Here is a 17437-nt window from a genome sequence, read left to right as displayed (position 1 = left end):
TTTGTCCGCTTCGGATTCAGCAGACGGCGCTCAGGTCGCGCCTTCCACGTCCTCAAGACTGAACGTTTCCGTGTGGTCGTTGTACGAGAAGATCTCGGCGTAACGACCCCAGTTGATCGCGGTGTCGAGCGTTTCCTGTGCGAGATCGTCCGACATCGAATCTTCCAGCTCCTGTTCGAAACGCACGCGCGGTGCGCGCTGTCCGCGACGCTCCTGCAACACAGCACGAATCTTCGCGGCGAGCGGCACGTGGCGCAGCAGGTGCTCGGCGAACAACACCTTGCGCTCCTGCGTGCTGACGTCCACGAATCGCTTGCCTGCCGCCGTGAGCAGAATGTCGCCTTCCTTGAGTTCGGCGAAGCCCAACTGATCGAGAATTTCGGCGACGGGGAAGAGATCGTCGACCTCCAGCAGCAGCGTCTGCGCAATATCGGGCAAGTCGGCACGTCCGTTGTACGGCGGCACCGCCAGCGCTTCGAGCAGACCGGCCATCAGGTTGGTCGATACTTCGTGCAGCGGGCTGGAGAGTTCCAGCGGCATCTTTTGCGTGGTGTGAGCGTTACGACGCGAGGTCATCAGCGCGTAGATGTCGTCCACCATCTTGCGGAAGGCGGGATCGAGACGGTTGCGGCGGTGCGGGAACGGCACCTTGATCTCGGCAACCACGCGGCCCGGATTCGACGACAGCACCAGAATGCGATCGCACATGAACACGGCTTCCTCGATGTTGTGCGTGACGATCAGGATCGACTTGATCGGCAACTGACGCTGGCTCCACAAATCGAGCAGGTCGGTACGCAGCGTTTCGGCCGTCAGCACGTCGAGTGCGGAAAACGGCTCGTCCATGAGCAGCAGCGTGGGGTTGACCACCAGCGCACGGGCGAAGCCCACGCGCTGACGCATACCGCCGGAGAGTTCGCGCGGATAGGCGTTCTCGAAGCCGTCCAGACCGATCAGGTCGATGGCGGCGAGCGCACGCTTACGGCGTTCCTTCGGCTCGACGCCGAGGGCTTCCAGTCCGGCTTCCACGTTTTGCAGCACGGTGAGCCACGGGAACAGCGCGAAGGTCTGGAACACCATCGCCACGCCTTCGGGCGGGCCTTCGAGCGGCTCGCCCATGTAGCGGATGTCACCCGAGCTGGGCTGAATCAGACCGGCGATGATGCGCAGCAGCGTCGATTTGCCCGAGCCGGAGCGGCCCAGCAGGCCGACGATCTCGCCTTCGTGCAGTTGCAGGTTCACGCCGTCGAGGACCTGACGCTCGTCGCTGCCCTTGCGGAAGCCGCGACTGACGTTGGCGAGCGAGAAGATCTCTTTTCCGGTCATCGTTTGAGTATCGTTCGGCATCACGGTCCCTTCAATTCAGACGAAGCTTGTTTTCAGCGATGGCGTACATGGGGCGCCACAGCAAACGGTTGAACAGCACGACGAACAGCGCCATGACCGCGATGCCGAGCAGAATGCGCGGATAGTCGCCGGCGGCCGTCGTTTGTGCGATGTAGGCCCCCAGACCGTGCGCGGCGACCTTGTCGTCGCCCCACTGCACGTATTCCGAGACGATGGACGCGTTCCACGCGCCGCCCGACGCCGTGATCGCCCCCGTTACGTAATAGGGGAAGATGCCCGGCAACATGACCTGACGCCACCACTGCCAGCCGCGAATGCGGAAGTTGGTGGCGGCTTCCTTGAAGTCGTTCGGGAAAGCGGTCGCCCCGGCGATGACGTTGAACAGGATGTACCACTGCGTGCCCAGCACGATCAGCGGCGAGAGCCAGATGTCCGCATTCAGATGGAAGTGGACGATCAGCACCACGAAGATCGGGAACAGCAAGTTGGCCGGGAAGGCTGCGAGGAACTGGGCGAGCGGCTGAATGCGCTCGGCGAGCTTCGGACGCAGCCCGATCAGCACCCCCAGCGGTACCCACACCACCGACGCAATCGCAATGAGCACGATCACCCGCACCAGCGTGATCAGGCCGAGACCGAACACGCGCAGAATCTCAGGTCCGCCGACTTCGCTCAGCACGAACGTGACGATCTTCCACGCGGCGAACACACCGAGCACCACGAGCAGGGCCGCCCACAGCCAGTCGATCACGCGCGAGAGCGGTGACTTCGACTCGGAGTGGATCGCGGCGGGCAGCGAGATCGGCATACGCATGCGGGCGATGGTGCGCAGCAGCTTGCCCAGCGGACGCAGCAGCAACTGAATGGCGCGCGTGCGTTGAATGACGTTCAGCACCCACGATTCGGGCGCGGCCTGCGAGACCGTGTCTTCCAGACGGAATTTGTCCGACCACGCGACCATCGGGCGGAACAGGAACTGGTCGTAAATGACGATGACGACGACCATCGCCAGAATCACCCAGCCCACCGCACCCAGATCGCGCTGAAGGATGGCCGTGGCGAGATACGCGCCGATGCCCGGCAGCGTGACCGTCTTGTCGCCCACGGTGATCGCTTCGGACGCCACTACGAAGAACCATCCGCCCGACATGCTCATCATCATGTTCCAGATGAGGCCCGGCATGGAGTACGGGACGTCGAGCTTCCAGAAGCGCTGCCACGGCGAGAGACGCAGATTGACCGCGACTTCGGACAGATCGCGTGGCTGGGTGCGCATCGACTGGTAGAACGAGAACGTCATGTTCCACGCCTGACTCGTGAAGATCGCGAAGATGGCGGCGCATTCGGCGCCGAGTACGCGTCCCGGGAACAGGGCGAGGAAGAAAGTGACGGTAAATGAGATGTAGCCCAGCACCGGCACCGACTGAAGAATGTCGAGCATCGGTACCAGCAACTTTTCCGCGCGGCGGCTCTTGGCCGCGAGCGTGCCATATACCAGTGTGAAGATCAGTGACGCCACCATTGCCGCGAGCATACGCAAGGTAGTGCGTAACGCGTACTCAGGCAGATTGGCCGGGTCCAGCGAGATGACTTCGGTATGCAGATCGGCCAGCGGGGCCCAGGTTTGTCGAATGCCCGAAGAACTGACCATCAGAAAGCCGATGATGATCGGGAAAGCGATGAAATCCCAGCGGTTGGGCAGCAGGCGTCGCGCGGTGGCGGGGATGAACGGACGGGCTACGCGCGTCATCGGGACCTCGTTTGGATGAGGGTTCGGACGAACAACAGGGCTGAAGCGTCGTAGTGCAGCACGGCAGCGACGTTGCGCGTGTGCAGGGACGGCAGCGGATGCTACCAGATTGCCCCGTAAAAAGATGTTAAAGCGGGTGTCATACGTTGGCAAACCCGTTCGCCGATGGGCGACTGTGGTTTTTATGCTGCACTGCGGGAAGCCTGGGTTTCGTCAGTCGATACCGATTTGAAGCGGCACTGTTGTGCTTTAAAGAAATGCGCTTTCGAAGGCGTTTGGCGCAACGGTGTATGCACTGGCCCGGACCTTGGTCGCATAAGGGAGATCGCGACAATTGGTTACGTTTAAGTTGTGAACTTATGAGAGGTTGCGCAGACCAATCCCCGCGGCTTGCTTCGTGCCGTGCGGTCGTGTAGTGTGCACCGCTTGCTCGGGCCACGGCGCCAGTCGCTGCGGGCGGTTTCCCCGCTTGCGGTGTTCGTATGGCTTGCCGGCCCGTCTCCCTCCCATTCCAAGACAAGCAAGGATGCGCCGCATGACGACGCCATTAGACGCGCGTTGCGAGCGTGCACGACAACTCAGTGCCGCCGGCCGGCTCGACGAGGCGATCGCCGAGTTACGACAAGTTCTGAAACAATCCCCCGAATTTCTTCCCGCGCTCGAAGGGCTCGCGTATGTCTCGTTGCGCACGAGCGCTTTCGAGGGCGCGGCCGATGCCTTCGACCGTCTGCTCACGCTCGTGCCTCGCCCGGGGGCGCAGGCGACGTTCGATGCCGCGATGGCCAGCCTGCAAGCCGGGCGTCCGATGCGCGCCGAAGCACTGTTCGAAGCGACGGTGCAGCAATCGCCCGACGTCATCGGCACGATGCATACGGTCGGTCTGACGTGGGCGCAGGCGGGCGATAACGCGCGTGCACTCGCCTGGTTCGAGCGCACCTCGGCCAAAGCGCCCGCGCTGTGGCAGGCCCATTTCAACCGGGGCCGTGCGCTCGGTGCGCTGGGTCGCTTCGACGAAGAGATCGCCGCGTATCGGCTCGCCAACGCCATCGCGCCGCAGCAGCCCGATCCGCTGGTGAACCTGGGCGTGGCGTTGCGCGAGCAGCATGCCTTCGCCGATGCGCTCCAATGCCTGCGCGATGCGGTCAAGCTGTCGCCGGATCACGCGGGCGCGCGGACCAACCGGGCGCAGACCAATTTGCTGCTGGGCGACTTCGAGCACGGCTGGCACGACTACGAATGGCGCTGGCAGGACGGTGGCCAGAAGCGGCGTTTCAACGATCGTTTGTGGGACGGCAAAGCGCCACTCGCGGGCAAGACGGTGTTCGTCTATAGCGAACCGGGCTTCGGCGACACGTTGCAGTTCGTGCGTTTCGTGCCGCGCCTGGTGGCGATGGGCGCGACGGTGGTGCTCTCGGTGCAGGCGCCGCTGGTCACGCTGCTGGGCGGCTTCGCGCGCGGCGTGACGGTGCTCGGCGAGCACATGCCGGTGCCGTCGTTCGACTGGCAATTGCCGCTGCTCAGCCTGCCGCATCTGCTCAAAGTCGCGGGAGACGTGGCGGTGCACTCGCCGTATCTACGTTCCAGTGCCGGACGCGAAATGGTCTGGCGCTCCGCCCTCGGCGCGAAGCCGGAAGGCACGCTTCGTGTTGGTTTCGTGTGGCGCACGCGTCCGTTCCCGCCGCATCGGGACATCGCGCTTAAGCACTGGGCACCGCTGTTTACCGCGAACGCGCAGTTCTACTCGTTGCAGGTCGACGCCACGGACGAGGAGCATGCCGAACTCGCGAGCTACCGAAGCGCGCACGGCAACGTGCATGACATCGGCGCGAAGCTCAGCGACTTCGCGGAGACGGCGGCCGTCATTGCGCAAATGGATCTGGTGATCGCCGCCGATACGGCGGTGGTGCATCTGGCCGGTGCACTGGGCAAGCCGGTGTGGGTGCTGCTGAACTACACGCCGGACTGGCGCTGGCAACTGACACGACGCGACAGCGACTGGTATCCGTCGGTCTCGTTGTATCGGCAGCCAGCCCGCGGGGACTGGGACAGCCTGATGGCGCAAGTCGCTACGGACGTCGAAGGCATCTTGCAGCAGTAATGCAGTGCTGATCCCTATCAGCCTGCATCGGCCGCCTCATCGTCGTCGCGCAGACGCGTGTAGATATTCCAGCTCGCGATGAACAGCGCAGCGATGAGCGGCCCGATCACAAAGCCCGTCAGGCCGAAGAGCGACATGCCCCCGAGGGTGGAGATCAGCACCACCCAGTCGGGCAGCTTGGTGTCCTTGCCCACGAGGATCGGTCGCAGCACGTTGTCGACCAGACTGACGATGGTGCCGCAGAACGCGAACAGGATCACCGCCTTCCAAACTTGCCCGGCGAGCAGCAGCCAGATGCCCACGGGCACCCACACCACGGCGGCACCCACAGCGGGTAACAGCGACAGAAAGGCCATCACCACGGCCGCCAGCACATAGCCCTGAATCCCGAGCACGGCGAAGATGAAGCCGCCGAGCACGCCCTGCGCCACGGCCACGGCGATGTTGCCCTTGACTGTCGCGCGGACCACGGTGGTGAATTGCCGGATTAGTTGACCCTTGTGACGCTCATCAAGCGGCAGAGCGCGGCGCACCATCGCGCCGAGTGCCGTCCCGTCGCGCAGCAGAAAGAAAAGCAAATAGAGCATCACGCCGAAGCTCACCAGCAACTGCGCGGTGTTCTGCCCGATGCTCACGAGGTACACCGCGACCAGACGGCCGATCTGTGCGGCCCCGTCGCCCAGCTTCTGCTGAATGGCGTTGACGTCCTGCACACCGGCCAGATCCATGATCCGGTGAACGCTGGCGGGCAGGCGGTCTAGCAATTGCTGGAAGGAGACCGTCAGTTGCGGCAGATCGGTGCGAAAGCGCACGAGCGCCGTGCTGATTTCCTGCGTCAGCATGCCCACGACGAGCGTGAGCGGCAGAATCACGATGAGCAGAATCAGCGCGAGCGTGGTGAGGGCGGCGAGATTGGGACGTCCGCGCATACGGACCAGAATGCGGCGCTGCACCGGCTGGAACAGCACGGCGAGAATCGTCCCCCAGAACACCGCGCCGAACAGCGGGAACAGAATCCACCCGAACACGATCGTCACGACGAACAGCATGAGGTGGAAGAACTTGCGCTGGTCGCTACGACTCGACATGAGGTTTCCTCACAGATGACGACGGCTCGAATGGCGCGTCAGCCCTTCTTATATCAGAACCGGACGTTACCCCGGTCGTGGTGTCACGCATGCCTTCGATGATGCGGGTGACGAGCGGGTGGCCTTCGCCGCGTCGCGAGCGAATCGCGTGAATGTCCTCGTGGACGTCGTCCGGACGGCCCAGCCAGCGCAGTCCGCGCAGCAGCGAGACGTCGCCAGCCCCGGCCTTGCTCAGAGGGAAGACACCCATGCCGCGCGTGGCGAACACGGCCATCAACGCACTGTCTTCAAACTCGCCGACAATGTTCGGACGAATGCTCTGCGTCTCGAACCACTGGTCGAGGCGGGCGCGCAGGGCTGAGTGTCCCGTGGGCAATAATACGGGCAGGGTTGCGAGGCATTGCGCGAACGTATCGCGCGAGACGTTGCGCACGAGCGACGCCGGTCCGTACCAGTCGACAGGCGACTCCACCAGCCGCTCGCTCACGAGCCGCAAGGTCGGGTTGTACGGTGCGGGCTGGCTGGCGAGCACCAGATCGAGCTTGTGCAGGGCGAGTTCGGCGAGCAACTGTTCGTGCTCGCCTTCGTGGCATACGAGTCGCAGCGATGGCGTGTCGAGCACCGGTGCGAGAATGGCGTGGGCGGCAAGCTTCGAGATGCCGTCGGCGAGACCGACCGCAAGGCGCGCCACGCGGCCGCTCGCGGCTTCGCGGACTTCGTCGGGAATCGACTGGCCGAGGCGGAAGATTTCCTCGGCACGTCGGAAAGCGGCCTGTCCCGGCTCGGTCATGGCGACGCCGCGCCCGGCCGGTTTGAGTAACTGGTGCCCCAGCGACTTTTCCAGCTCACGGACCTGCGCGCTGATAGTCTGGACGGCCATGTCGAGGCGCTCGGCGGCTCTGGCAAAGCCGCCTTCCTTGACGACCACCCAGAAGTAGTAAAGATGGCGGTAGTTCAACATAGAGATAAGACTTCGGAAAAACCGAACTAAAGTGCAGTATATAGCTGGTTTTTGCGAAGCGTGAGTTCGACGATGATGCTGTCCTGAGCCCGCGCCCTACGTTGTGTGCGGGAGACGAAAGGGGATGATCGGTGCCGGACGGCAGCGGTTGTCCCGATAACCATACGGAAACTCTGGCGCACATATGGACTATCTACTTGCTTTGGCGGCCGACCCGGCGGTATGGGCGGCGCTTGTCACGCTGGTGGTCATGGAGGTCGTGCTCGGCATCGACAACCTGATCTTCATCTCGATCCTGACGAACAAATTGCCTTTGGCGATGCGCGCACGCACGCAGCGCATGGGTATCGCATTGGCGCTGGTCATGCGGCTGGCGTTGCTCGGCACGGTGGCCTGGATTGCCAAACTGACGACACCGCTCTTCGAACTGTTCGACCACGGCTTCTCGTGGCGTGACCTGATCCTGATCGCCGGTGGCCTCTTCCTCGTGTGGAAGGCGACGAAGGAGATGCATCACCACGTGGCGACGGGAACCGAAGACGAAGCGAACGGCGACGCTTCGGGTACGTTGGCGACGATCACCGCACGCGCGGCCGTCATGCAGATTCTGGTGCTGGACCTCGTGTTCTCCATCGACAGCATCGTGACGGCAGTGGGCATGACCGAGCACATCCCGATCATGTTCATCGCTGTGATCGCAGCAGTGACGGCGATGTTGTTCATGGCCGGTCCGCTCTCGCGCTTCATCGCGGCGAATCCGACGGTGGTCATGCTGGCGCTGGGCTTCCTGCTGGTGATCGGCATGACGCTGATCGCCGAGGGCTTCGGGTCGCACATCCCGAAGGGTTATATCTACGCAGCCATGGCGTTCTCGGCCTTCGTCGAAGGGCTGAACATGATGACACGTCGTGCCAAGGCGCGACGTGACGCGCAGAAGGCGCGCGTGCTGCACTAATCAACACGTCACCAAAAGGTGAAAAAGGGCGGTGCCGGTGAAAATCGGCACCGCTTTTTCGTTAGCGAGGACGGTTTGGATGTTCGGCTTTTTCGAACTTGGATGAATGGAAATGCAGGTTTTTTCGTTGCAACGCGCTCGGTACATTGAGGACGTTGTCCTTTAAGTAACGGAGCGAAACGATGAAGTGTCCTGTATGCGGTACCCCGGATCTGCTGATGACGGAGCGTCAGGGGGTGGAGATCGATTACTGCCCGAAGTGTCGCGGCGTGTGGCTCGATCGCGGCGAGCTGGACAAGCTGATCGAGCGCACGGATGAGACCCCTGCAATGCCTGCTCAGGCCGTGCAAGGTGGTCACGGCTGGCAGGGCGGGCAGGGCGGGCAGGGGGGATTCGGGCGCGGCGGGTACGACGCGCGTGAGCATCGGGCGTCGCACGAGTATCGCGACCACGATGACCGACGCGATGACGACGGCAGGCACCCCAACACCCACCACGGCCACGACGACCGTCGTCGTCACTATGACAGTCCGCGCAAGAAGAAGTCGTTGTTCGAGATGTTCGACTTCGATTGATTCGAGGCAAGGGAATCGCGCCCGGCGCGGTCGATTCCGGCCGTGACCGGACCCGCCCGGGATTCCCTCAAATCGGGGCGTTGACTCCGCTATAATGGCGCGATTTGCTTGGGGCGAGGGGTGTCATTTGGACGGGATTATCGCGCAGGAGGCGAGGGGCGTACGTGCGTTTGGGCGCGGTACGTTCTTGAACTGCCTTGCGGCGGCCGTTGCCATCTACTTGCTTGTCGTCGTACTGAGCTTCAGCCGGTACGGCATCGACTTTACGGACGAAAGCTTTTACCTCGCGTCCATCGCGCATCCCGGCGCTTACGCGCTCAATATTCCGGTCACGCTGTTCGGCTTTGTTTACCACCCACTCGCGCGTCTGCTCGGGGGTGACATCGGCGCGCTGCGTCAGGCCAACATTCTGATCACCTTCGGCTTCGGCTGGACCCTGAGCTGGGCCGTCATCCGGCAACTTTCTGCCGGTAATCCCGTCCCGTTTGCGAAATCGGCGGTGCTGGCGTTGTCGCTCGCGCCGCTGTCGTTGATGAGCCTCACCGCGTGGCTCGTGACACCGAACTACAACGCACTGACCTTTCAGGGGCTGATGCTCGCTGTCAGCGGTCTGCTACTGGCCGACGAGCGCGAGAGCCGTCTGGCATCTCTGGGTGTCGTGATGGTGGCGCTGGGCGGGGTGCTGACGTTTGCAGGCAAGCCGACGACCGCCGCAATGCTGGCCGTGCTCTTCGTGGCGTATTCGGCCTGCCGAGGCATCTGGCATCTGCGTCGGATGGCCGTGGCGGCGGCACTTGCCGTGTTGATGCTGGTGGCGATGGTCGTGATGATCGACGGCTCACCGGTGCGTTTCGTCGACCGCCTGCTCAGCAGCGCTCAGGCGTTGAAGGCGCTTGGCAGCGGGCAGGAAGTGGACAAGATCTTCCGTATCGATTTGCTCGGGTACACCGGTCGGGATTACCGGCTGGCGGGATTGGCAGCGCTTGTCGTCACGCTCGGTGCGCTTGCCGTGTCACGGGGCGGACGTCTCGCTTATGTCTGCGCCGCCGCTGTCTGTGCCGTCATCGCAGGCGCGGCCGTCTGGCTGGCCAGCCACGGCGCGGCATCGTTCGAGATCCCGAACGTCGCTGTTTTCGGCATTTCGTGCGCCTGTATTGTGGGGGCATTCATCGCGCGCGGACTCGTGCTGCGCAACGCGCAGGCGTTGTTCTCCGGCATTCCGGGGCGTCTGGCGGGATTGGCCCTCTTACTCTTTCTATTACCGCATGTCGCTGCATTCGGCACCAATGCCAACTACTGGCGTGCCGGCGCGACGGTGGCCTTCTTCTGGGCGCTAGCCGGTGTAGTGGCTTGCGCCGCGCTGGTGCCAGCACCGTCGCGCCCCCTCTGGGTCCTGCCGATGGTGTTCGTCATGCAGTTCGTGGCGGCGGGGGTGATCGACAATGCGATTTCGTTCCCGTATCGTCAACCCCAGTCGTTGCGTCTGAACGCCGCGCCGTTCGATTTCCCTGCGGGCGGTCGATTGGTGCTCTCAGGTGACTACCGCGACTATCTGAACGATGCGCTCACGCAAGCACGTGCGGCCGGGTTGACCCCGGACACGCCGGCAATCGATCTCACCGGCCGTTCGCCGGGCGTACTCTACGCGCTCGGGTCGCGAGGTCTGGGGCAACCGTGGATGGTGGGGGCCTATCCGGGCAGCGATGCATTGGCAATGACCAGTCTGGATACGGAGCGTTGCGCGGACATCGCGCGTGCCTGGCTGCTTGAGGAACCCGGCGGCCCGCGCAGTCTTTCGGTGCGCGCAGTGCTCGCGCATATCGGGGCCGATCCGGACAAGGACTATGTGCGCGTCGGTACATTGACGACGCCACCGGGCGCGGGCGGTCATCCGCAGTCGTATTCCCAGTATCTGCTCAAGCCGACGCGCTCGCCGTCGGTCGCGAGCGCCGCTTGCTTGGCAGCGCGTGAGGGCTTCTCGGCGCGACTTAAGGAAAACAACAAATGAAAGCAGTGATTCTCGCCGGGGGGCTTGGCACACGCATCTCCGAGGAAACGCATCTCCGACCCAAGCCCATGATCGAGATCGGCGGCAAGCCGATTCTCTGGCACATCATGAAGATCTATTCCCACTACGGGATCAACGACTTCATCATCTGCTGCGGCTACAAAGGGTATTTGATCAAGGAATACTTCGCGAACTACTTCCTGCATATGTCGGATGTGACGTTCGACATGGCGTCGAATCGCATGGACGTGCACCAGCGACACGCCGAGCCGTGGCGCGTCACGCTGATCGATACCGGTGAAGACACGATGACCGGTGGTCGCCTGAAGCGCGCTGCACCCTATCTGGCGGGCGAAGACGCGTTCTGCTTCACCTACGGCGACGGCGTGAGCGACGTCGACATCGGTGCACTGATCGAATTTCACAACACGCAAGGCACGCTTGCCACGCTGACTGCGACGTATCCGCCGGGCCGTTTCGGTGCGCTCGACATCCAGCCGGATCACCGCGTGACGACGTTCAAGGAAAAGCCGAAGGGCGACGGCGGCATGATCAATGGTGGCTTCTTCGTGCTCTCGCCGAAGGTGATCGATCTGCTCAGGGACGATTCCACGGTGTGGGAGCGCGAACCGCTGGAAACGTTGGCGTCGCAGGGCCAGCTCTCGGCGTACCAGCACCACGGATTCTGGCAACCCATGGATACGCTGCGCGACAAGACGTTGCTCGAAGAGATGTGGTCGGGCGGTCGCGCACCTTGGAAGGTCTGGGAAAAATGAATCCGGCATTCTGGAAGGGCAAACGCGTTCTGCTGACCGGTCACACCGGTTTCAAGGGCGCCTGGCTGTCGTTGTGGCTGCGTGAGCTCGGGGCCGAGGTCGTTGGCTTCGCGCTGGCACCGGCGACCACGCCCAGTCTGTTCGAGATCGCGAACGTCGCGCAGGACATCCGCTCGATCGAGGGTGATGTGCGCGATGCGGCGCTGGTGTCGCGTGTGGTGAGTGAGTGCGCGCCGGAGATCGTTATTCACATGGCAGCGCAGGCGCTGGTGAGACATTCCTATGTCGATCCGGTGCAGACCTACAACACCAACGTGATGGGCACGGTCCATCTGCTCGAAGCGATTCGCCATACGCCGTCCGTTCGCGCCGTTGTGAATGTGACCAGCGACAAATGCTACGAGAATCGCGAGTGGGTGTGGGGGTATCGCGAACGGGACCCGATGGGCGGGCACGATCCCTATAGCAACAGCAAGGGGTGTGCGGAGCTCGTGACCGGGGCGTTTCGTGATTCGTTCTTCCCGCCGCACGCTTACGACAAGCACGGTGTTGCGCTTGCGTCGGCGCGCGCCGGCAATGTGATCGGCGGTGGCGATTGGGCGCAGGACCGGTTGATTCCGGATATCCTGCGGGCCATCGAGCAGGGGCAACCGGTCCGGATTCGTTCGCCGCACGCGATCCGACCCTGGCAGCACGTGCTCGAACCGCTTTCCGGCTATTTGCGACTCGCCGAGCGCTTGTGGGAAAGCGGGCCGGAATACGTCGGTGGATGGAACTTCGGACCGGCACCGGACGATGCCCGTCAGGTCGACCATATCGTGGGACGTCTGACCGAGCTTTGGGGCGCGGGCGCGCAATGGGTACTCGACGACGCGCCGGTATTGCACGAGGCGCACTATCTGAAGCTGGATTGCTCGAAAGCGCACCAATTGCTGCAATGGCGCGCGCGTTGGCGTCTCGAGACCGCGCTCCAGCGCATCGTCGCCTGGCATCGTGCCTACGTCGACGGACAGGACATGCGAGAGCACACGTTGTCCGATATCCGTGCGTATGCGCAGTCACCGGAGGGCGGTGGCGACTGACGAGATCGATTTTTCCCGGGCCCAGCGCCTAATTCGATGTAAGCACAGCCCGAGCGCAGCGCAAGCGCGGCGTGGCCTGGTTAACAGAAATCAGAAGTAATGCAAATGGAGCTACTGTAATGAGCAATTTCAACCTAGTCATGGTGTCGGCCGGCTTCGAGCACGGCGGTAACGTTACCCACCGTCACCTCGACGGCCATTCCGAACTGCTGGTGTACCCGTTCGAATCGCAACTCGGCAATCGCAACTTCAACGATTTCCTGGCGTCCGTCGAGCGCGTGCAATATCGCTATCCGGAGTTCCCGGAAGGCGCGACGGCCATCGAGCTGTACGAGCAGATGATCGACGAGGAAATGAAGACGTTCCTGCGTAAGAAGAACGGCTCGAAGTTCAAGAACGCCGATCTCGAGCTGAACGAAGCCGATCGCGTCGCCGAATTCCAGAAGCTGCTGGGCGAAGGCCCGCATTCGCGTCGCCAGGTCATCGAAGCCTTCTTCCGCTCGACGTTCACGGCATGGAAGAACTACTACACCACGCCGCAGGAAGGCATGCGCCACGTCGGCTACTCGCCGGCCATCGGCATCGACGCCGACCGTCTGGTTCGCGACTTCCCGAACGTGCGCATCATGCACATCGTGCGTAACCCGTTCTCGGCCTATCGCGACACGAAGCGCCGTCCGTTCCCGCAGCCGCTCAGCAAGTATCTGATCACGTGGAACATCTACCACTCGACGGTGGAAATGTACGCGCGCATGTTCCCGGAAAACGTGCGGATCTTCCGCTACGAAGATCTGGTGGGCGACAAGAAGGCATTCATGACGGATGTGGCCGACTTCATCGGCGTGAAGTTCGAAGAATCGATGCTGTATCCGAGCTGGAACGGCAAGGAAATCAAGGACGACATCGCGCCGTGGGGCACCGTGCTCAAGAGCACGCCGGAATATAACGAAGCGATCATCGACGAACTGAACGACGCAGAGAAGGCGCAGATCGTTCACGGCACGACCGCGCTGGCGCGTCATTTCAAGTACGACGAAGTGCCTTACCTCGCCAAGTACTATCGTGCTAAGTAAGTTGCGGCATTTCTCGGACGGGCCCGATGCCGGGCTCGAGGCAAGCAAGCTGGCGGTCGATGTCGGGCCGCTGCTGTCTTGTCTGGGCGCGCAACCCGACACACTGGTGCGGGTGCAGGCTGGCACGCTCGGGATTTGCTTTACGGTGCGGGCCGGTGCCCGCACCCGCTTTCTGAAGTCGCACGCAACGCCTCAGGGGCGTGATGCGCTGGACAAGGAAATTGCACTGCTCGACGCTGCGTACGCGGGGCGTCTGCACGTCGAGCGGGTAGAGTGCGACGGCCGTTTGTGGCTGGTCACCGATACGCTCACGCGTTCGCCGGTCGCCCCGGGGATTGCAGATGTGCTGAGCGCGATCGCCGGGTATGAGGCGCGTCTGGCGTGCCACGAGTGGGCGCCGCGCATGCGACGGGACGACACGATGTCGAGTCTGGTCGACGCGTCTCACGAGGCGCTGGCACATCTGACGTCCAAAAAGCTGATTGCCCACGAAACGGCGCAGCAGGTGCAACGGTATCTGACGCAGCTTGCGCAGGCGCTGGCGTCGATGCCACCTGTGGTGTGCCACGGCGATCTCGGGCCTGCCAATCTGATGCACGACGCCGAAGGGCTCGTCGCCGTGGATTGGGAAGATGCGTTTCTCGGCGTTGCCGGATACGACTTCCTCTATTGGCTCACGTTCTTCGATAACCGGAAGCATCTGAGCGCGGGCATTTTTGGCCATACGCCCTGGCCCAAAGAGATCGATATTGCGATGCTCGTCATGATCGTACTGCTCAAATGCGACCTGTCCGTGCGTGCCGCACGCGTGGCTGGCAACGCACTGAGCTTCGATCAGCGTCTGGGCGAAATACTGGCGCTTGCCTGACGCGCCTGAAGCGCCATACGTGGCATCGCCCGGGAATACACGGCGTCACCGACAGAACATGAGAGCAGAATCGAATTCGATGCAAGTATTCCAAGAAGACCTGAACGATATTCTGGTGCGTGCCGAGGCCGACTTTCGGACGCTGAAGCATGCCCGTCTGTTCGTGACTGGCGGTACGGGCTATATCGGCCGATGGTTGCTGGCGGCGCTGTGTCAGGCGAATCGCGTGTTTTCGCTCGATTTGCGGATGACCGTGCTCAGCCGCAATCCGCAGAGTTTCAAAGCGTCCGATCCCGAGATCGCCAACGATCCCGCGATCGAATGGTTGCAGGGTGACGTGCTCGATTTCACGCTGCCGTCGGGCACGTTCACGCACGTGCTGCATGCGGCGACCGACGTCATCGCCACGAACACCCCGCTGGACACCTTCGATGTGACGGTTACCGGCACGCGTCGCGTTCTCGACTTTAGTCGGGCGTGCGGCGCTACGCGTTTCCTGCTGCTGAGTTCCGGCGCCGTGTATGGACGGATTCCTCACGACATGGATCTCGTGCCCGAGACGTTCCGGGGTGCACCGGACGTCGGCTCGACGGGCGCTGCCTATGGCATCGGAAAGCTGGCGTCCGAATGGTTGTGCAACACCTACGCGGCGCAGGGCGGCGCGGCCGCGGTGTCGGCACGCATCTTTGCCCAGCTTGGCCCGTTTCTCGCGCTGGACAAGCAATTCGCTGCGGGCAATTTCATTCTCGATGCGCTGGAAGGTCGGCCGTTCGTGATCCGTGGCGACGGCACGCCGCGACGCTCCTATATGTATGCCACGGACCTCGTCGTCTGGCTTCTGGCGATTTTTGTGCGTGGGCATTCGGGGCAGTCATACAATGTCGGCTCCGATCAGGCGATCTCGATTCGGGATCTGGCGGAGCGTGTCGCGCAGGTGGCCGATCTCGCGTCCCCCGAAATTCAGGTGTTCGGCGTCGCCCAGCCCGGCACTCCACCTGAACGCTATGTGCCTGCCATCGACCGGGCGCGCGACGAACTCGGCCTGGAGATCGCCGTGTCGCTGGACCAGGGACTGCGCCGGACCATCGACTGGTATCGTCCTCGTTTCTCTCGAGCAACCTCATGAACGACGTTTCCCAATTTGCAAACTACATTCGGTTGCGCGCGCTGGAGCTTTGCTACAGCAAGCGCACCTCGCATATCGGCGGTGCGTTTTCCATCGCCGACGTGCTGGCCGTTCTCTATTCGAATGTGCTGGATGTGTCGCCGCAACGCTGCGACGATCCCGCCCGCGACCGGCTCTTCTACAGCAAGGGGCATGCCTGTACGGCACTTTATGCGGCGCTGGAGTATCGAGGGTTTTTCAAAGCTGACGATCTGACGGCGGGATTCACGGCAGACGGCGGATACTTCACCTCGCACGTGAACCACCGGGTGCCGGGCGTCGAGCTTTCGACAGGTAGCCTCGGACACGCGCTGGGTGTAGCGTGCGGCAGTGCGCTGGCCGGATTGCGCCGCAAACAGTCCCATTCGGTGTTTGCCATTCTGAGCGACGGCGAGCTGGACGAGGGTTCGAACTGGGAAGCGATCCTGTTTGCCGGACACCACCGCCTCGACAACCTCGTTACGGTGATCGACTACAACAAGATTCAGAGCTTCGGTTCGGTGGCGGAAGTCATGAACCTCGAACCGCTGGCCGATAAATTCCGTGCGTTCAACTGGGCGGTGACCGAGGTCGACGGTCACGATCTCGACGCGCTGGGCAGCGTGCTTGCGCAGGCGAAGGCGGAGCGGGGCGGCAAACCGAAGTGCATCGTTGCACACACGGTCAAGGGCAAGGGCGTGAGCTTCATGGAAGACCGCCTTCTGTGGCATTACCGTTCCCCCGACGAAGACAACTATCGGGCGGCGCGCAAGGAACTGGGAGCGGCATAGTGCGTAATACTTTCATCAAAACGCTGTGCGAGCTGGCGGCAACGCACGAGGACATCTTTCTGCTGTGTGGCGATCTCGGGTATTCGGTACTGGAGCCGTTTGCCGCGCAGTTTCCCGATCGTTTTCTGAACGTCGGCATCGCCGAGCAGAACATGACGCAGGTCGCTGCCGGACTGGCGCGCGAGGGCTACAACGTCTTCACGTATTCGATCGGCAACTTCCCGACGTTGCGTTGCATGGAGCAGCTTCGTTACGACGTCTGCTATCACGATGCCAGCGTGAAAGTGGTGGCCGTCGGTGCGGGCTATGCCTACGGCCCGCAAGGGGTGTCGCATCATGCGACGGAAGACATCGCCATGCTGCGCGCGATTCCGAACATGACGGTGTGTGCACCCGCCGATCCGGTGGAAGCGCGGGCTGCCGCACACTACATGGCGACGCATCGCGGGCCAGGGTATGTGCGTATCAACAAGGCCGGTGAACCGGCGATTCACGACCCGTCGCAGGCGTTGGCGATTGCGCCCGGCCAATTGATCCGGATGCGTGAGGGTCGTGCCGGTAGTGGCAGTGCGGTGCTGACGACGGGGGCGATTCTCGGTCATGTGCTTGCCGAGGTGGACGCCCGCCAACTGGGGTTTGCCGTCTATAGCTGCCCGTTCGTTGGCAACTACGATACGGCGCTCTTCAAGCAACTGGCGACGGAATTCGACACGATCATTACGGTCGAGGAGCACCAGCTCAATGGTGGCTTCGGAAGTTCGGTGATCGAGGTGATGAGCGACCTGTATGCCGGTGGCGGTATCGCCCACATGCCGAAGGTCGAGCGCGTCGGGATTCCCAATCGCTTCATCGGGGAATCGGGCAGCCAGGACCATTTGCGACGCGTCTCCGGATTGTCGCTGGCCCGTTTCGGTCACTGAT

15 protein-coding genes are annotated in these 17437 nt (G+C 62.6%); 11 read left to right on the top strand and 4 right to left on the bottom strand.

Annotated elements, in window-relative coordinates; translation table 11 throughout:
• Positions 1–30 precede the first annotated feature (30 nt).
• Positions 31–1347, bottom strand: coding sequence for an ABC transporter ATP-binding protein (locus PCO31010_RS25065; RefSeq protein ID WP_039393092.1), 1317 nt, complete (start codon positions 1345–1347; stop codon positions 31–33).
• A gap of 10 nt (positions 1348–1357) precedes the next feature.
• Positions 1358–3097, bottom strand: coding sequence for an ABC transporter permease (locus PCO31010_RS25060; RefSeq protein WP_150662131.1), 1740 nt, complete (start codon positions 3095–3097; stop codon positions 1358–1360).
• A 535-nt stretch (positions 3098–3632) separates the two neighbouring features.
• Between PCO31010_RS25060 and PCO31010_RS25055 the strand changes: the two genes are divergently transcribed.
• Positions 3633–5195 (top strand): tetratricopeptide repeat protein, encoded by a 1563-nt coding sequence (locus tag PCO31010_RS25055; RefSeq protein ID WP_174985158.1) that lies wholly within the window; start codon positions 3633–3635, stop codon positions 5193–5195.
• A 17-nt stretch (positions 5196–5212) separates the two neighbouring features.
• Here the strand turns inward: PCO31010_RS25055 and PCO31010_RS25050 are convergent, their stop codons facing one another.
• Positions 5213–6283 (bottom strand): AI-2E family transporter, encoded by a 1071-nt coding sequence (locus PCO31010_RS25050; RefSeq protein ID WP_150666645.1) that lies wholly within the window; start codon positions 6281–6283, stop codon positions 5213–5215.
• Positions 6270–7244, bottom strand: coding sequence for a LysR family transcriptional regulator (locus PCO31010_RS25045; protein ID WP_150666644.1), 975 nt, complete (start codon positions 7242–7244; stop codon positions 6270–6272). Before PCO31010_RS25045 ends, PCO31010_RS25050 begins: the two co-directional genes overlap by 14 nt.
• 184 nt (positions 7245–7428) lie before the next feature.
• Between PCO31010_RS25045 and PCO31010_RS25040 the strand changes: the two genes are divergently transcribed.
• The 10 genes from PCO31010_RS25040 to PCO31010_RS24995 all read left to right on the top strand — a co-directional run bounded on the left by PCO31010_RS25040 (position 7429) and on the right by PCO31010_RS24995 (position 17436).
• The gene (locus PCO31010_RS25040) at positions 7429–8199 is read left to right on the top strand and encodes a TerC family protein (RefSeq protein ID WP_039393084.1); all 771 of its coding nucleotides are present in this window, start codon (positions 7429–7431) and stop codon (positions 8197–8199) included.
• Between the two features lie 182 nt (positions 8200–8381).
• A complete protein-coding gene (locus PCO31010_RS25035; protein WP_150666643.1) occupies positions 8382–8774 on the top strand; it encodes a TFIIB-type zinc ribbon-containing protein in 393 nt (130 codons plus the stop codon).
• 127 nt (positions 8775–8901) lie between these two features.
• Positions 8902–10782 (top strand): hypothetical protein, encoded by a 1881-nt coding sequence (locus PCO31010_RS25030; RefSeq protein WP_150666642.1) that lies wholly within the window; start codon positions 8902–8904, stop codon positions 10780–10782.
• Complete coding sequence (gene rfbF / locus PCO31010_RS25025; RefSeq protein ID WP_150666641.1) at positions 10779–11558, top strand: glucose-1-phosphate cytidylyltransferase; 780 nt, start codon at positions 10779–10781, stop codon at positions 11556–11558. Before PCO31010_RS25030 ends, rfbF begins: the two co-directional genes overlap by 4 nt.
• On the top strand, positions 11555–12640 hold the full coding sequence (rfbG, locus tag PCO31010_RS25020; protein WP_150666640.1) for a CDP-glucose 4,6-dehydratase: 1086 nt from the start codon (positions 11555–11557) through the stop codon (positions 12638–12640). Before rfbF ends, rfbG begins: the two co-directional genes overlap by 4 nt.
• A 119-nt stretch (positions 12641–12759) precedes the next feature.
• On the top strand, positions 12760–13713 hold the full coding sequence (locus PCO31010_RS25015) for a sulfotransferase family protein (RefSeq protein WP_150666639.1): 954 nt from the start codon (positions 12760–12762) through the stop codon (positions 13711–13713).
• Positions 13703–14581, top strand: a complete 879-nt coding sequence (locus PCO31010_RS25010; protein ID WP_174985155.1) for a phosphotransferase — start codon at positions 13703–13705, stop codon at positions 14579–14581. Before PCO31010_RS25015 ends, PCO31010_RS25010 begins: the two co-directional genes overlap by 11 nt.
• Positions 14582–14660: 79 nt before the next feature.
• Positions 14661–15707 carry an NAD-dependent epimerase/dehydratase family protein gene (locus PCO31010_RS25005; RefSeq protein ID WP_174985152.1) on the top strand — a complete coding sequence of 349 codons (1047 nt, stop codon included), beginning with the start codon at positions 14661–14663 and terminating at the stop codon, positions 15705–15707.
• Positions 15704–16516: a transketolase gene (locus tag PCO31010_RS25000; RefSeq protein WP_150666636.1), complete on the top strand. Its 813-nt coding sequence runs from the start codon at positions 15704–15706 to the stop codon at positions 16514–16516. The genes PCO31010_RS25005 and PCO31010_RS25000 overlap by 4 nt, the downstream gene beginning before the upstream one ends.
• Positions 16516–17436, top strand: coding sequence for a transketolase family protein (locus PCO31010_RS24995; protein WP_150666635.1), 921 nt, complete (start codon positions 16516–16518; stop codon positions 17434–17436). The genes PCO31010_RS25000 and PCO31010_RS24995 overlap by 1 nt, the downstream gene beginning before the upstream one ends.
• Position 17437 lies beyond the last annotated feature (1 nt).

The sequence above is a fragment of the Pandoraea commovens genome, assembly GCF_902459615.1.
Classification (GTDB): domain Bacteria; phylum Pseudomonadota; class Gammaproteobacteria; order Burkholderiales; family Burkholderiaceae; genus Pandoraea; species Pandoraea commovens.
The sequence above is the reverse complement of the archived record's forward strand: the minus strand, read 5'-3'. Positions and strand labels throughout refer to the sequence as shown.

What these genes read in the sequence shown, in the direction of transcription:
- PCO31010_RS25065 (WP_039393092.1), bottom strand. Translation starts at nt 1,347, where the DNA reads ATGCCGAACGATACTCAAACGATGACCGGAAAAGAGATCTTCTCGCTC.
- PCO31010_RS25060 (WP_150662131.1), bottom strand. Translation starts at nt 3,097, where the DNA reads ATGACGCGCGTAGCCCGTCCGTTCATCCCCGCCACCGCGCGACGCCTG.
- PCO31010_RS25055 (WP_174985158.1), top strand. Translation starts at nt 3,633, where the DNA reads ATGACGACGCCATTAGACGCGCGTTGCGAGCGTGCACGACAACTCAGT.
- PCO31010_RS25050 (WP_150666645.1), bottom strand. Translation starts at nt 6,283, where the DNA reads ATGTCGAGTCGTAGCGACCAGCGCAAGTTCTTCCACCTCATGCTGTTC.
- PCO31010_RS25045 (WP_150666644.1), bottom strand. Translation starts at nt 7,244, where the DNA reads ATGTTGAACTACCGCCATCTTTACTACTTCTGGGTGGTCGTCAAGGAA.
- PCO31010_RS25040 (WP_039393084.1), top strand. Translation starts at nt 7,429, where the DNA reads ATGGACTATCTACTTGCTTTGGCGGCCGACCCGGCGGTATGGGCGGCG.
- PCO31010_RS25035 (WP_150666643.1), top strand. Translation starts at nt 8,382, where the DNA reads ATGAAGTGTCCTGTATGCGGTACCCCGGATCTGCTGATGACGGAGCGT.
- rfbF (WP_150666641.1), top strand. Translation starts at nt 10,779, where the DNA reads ATGAAAGCAGTGATTCTCGCCGGGGGGCTTGGCACACGCATCTCCGAG.
- rfbG (WP_150666640.1), top strand. Translation starts at nt 11,555, where the DNA reads ATGAATCCGGCATTCTGGAAGGGCAAACGCGTTCTGCTGACCGGTCAC.
- PCO31010_RS25015 (WP_150666639.1), top strand. Translation starts at nt 12,760, where the DNA reads ATGAGCAATTTCAACCTAGTCATGGTGTCGGCCGGCTTCGAGCACGGC.
- PCO31010_RS25005 (WP_174985152.1), top strand. Translation starts at nt 14,661, where the DNA reads ATGCAAGTATTCCAAGAAGACCTGAACGATATTCTGGTGCGTGCCGAG.
- PCO31010_RS25000 (WP_150666636.1), top strand. Translation starts at nt 15,704, where the DNA reads ATGAACGACGTTTCCCAATTTGCAAACTACATTCGGTTGCGCGCGCTG.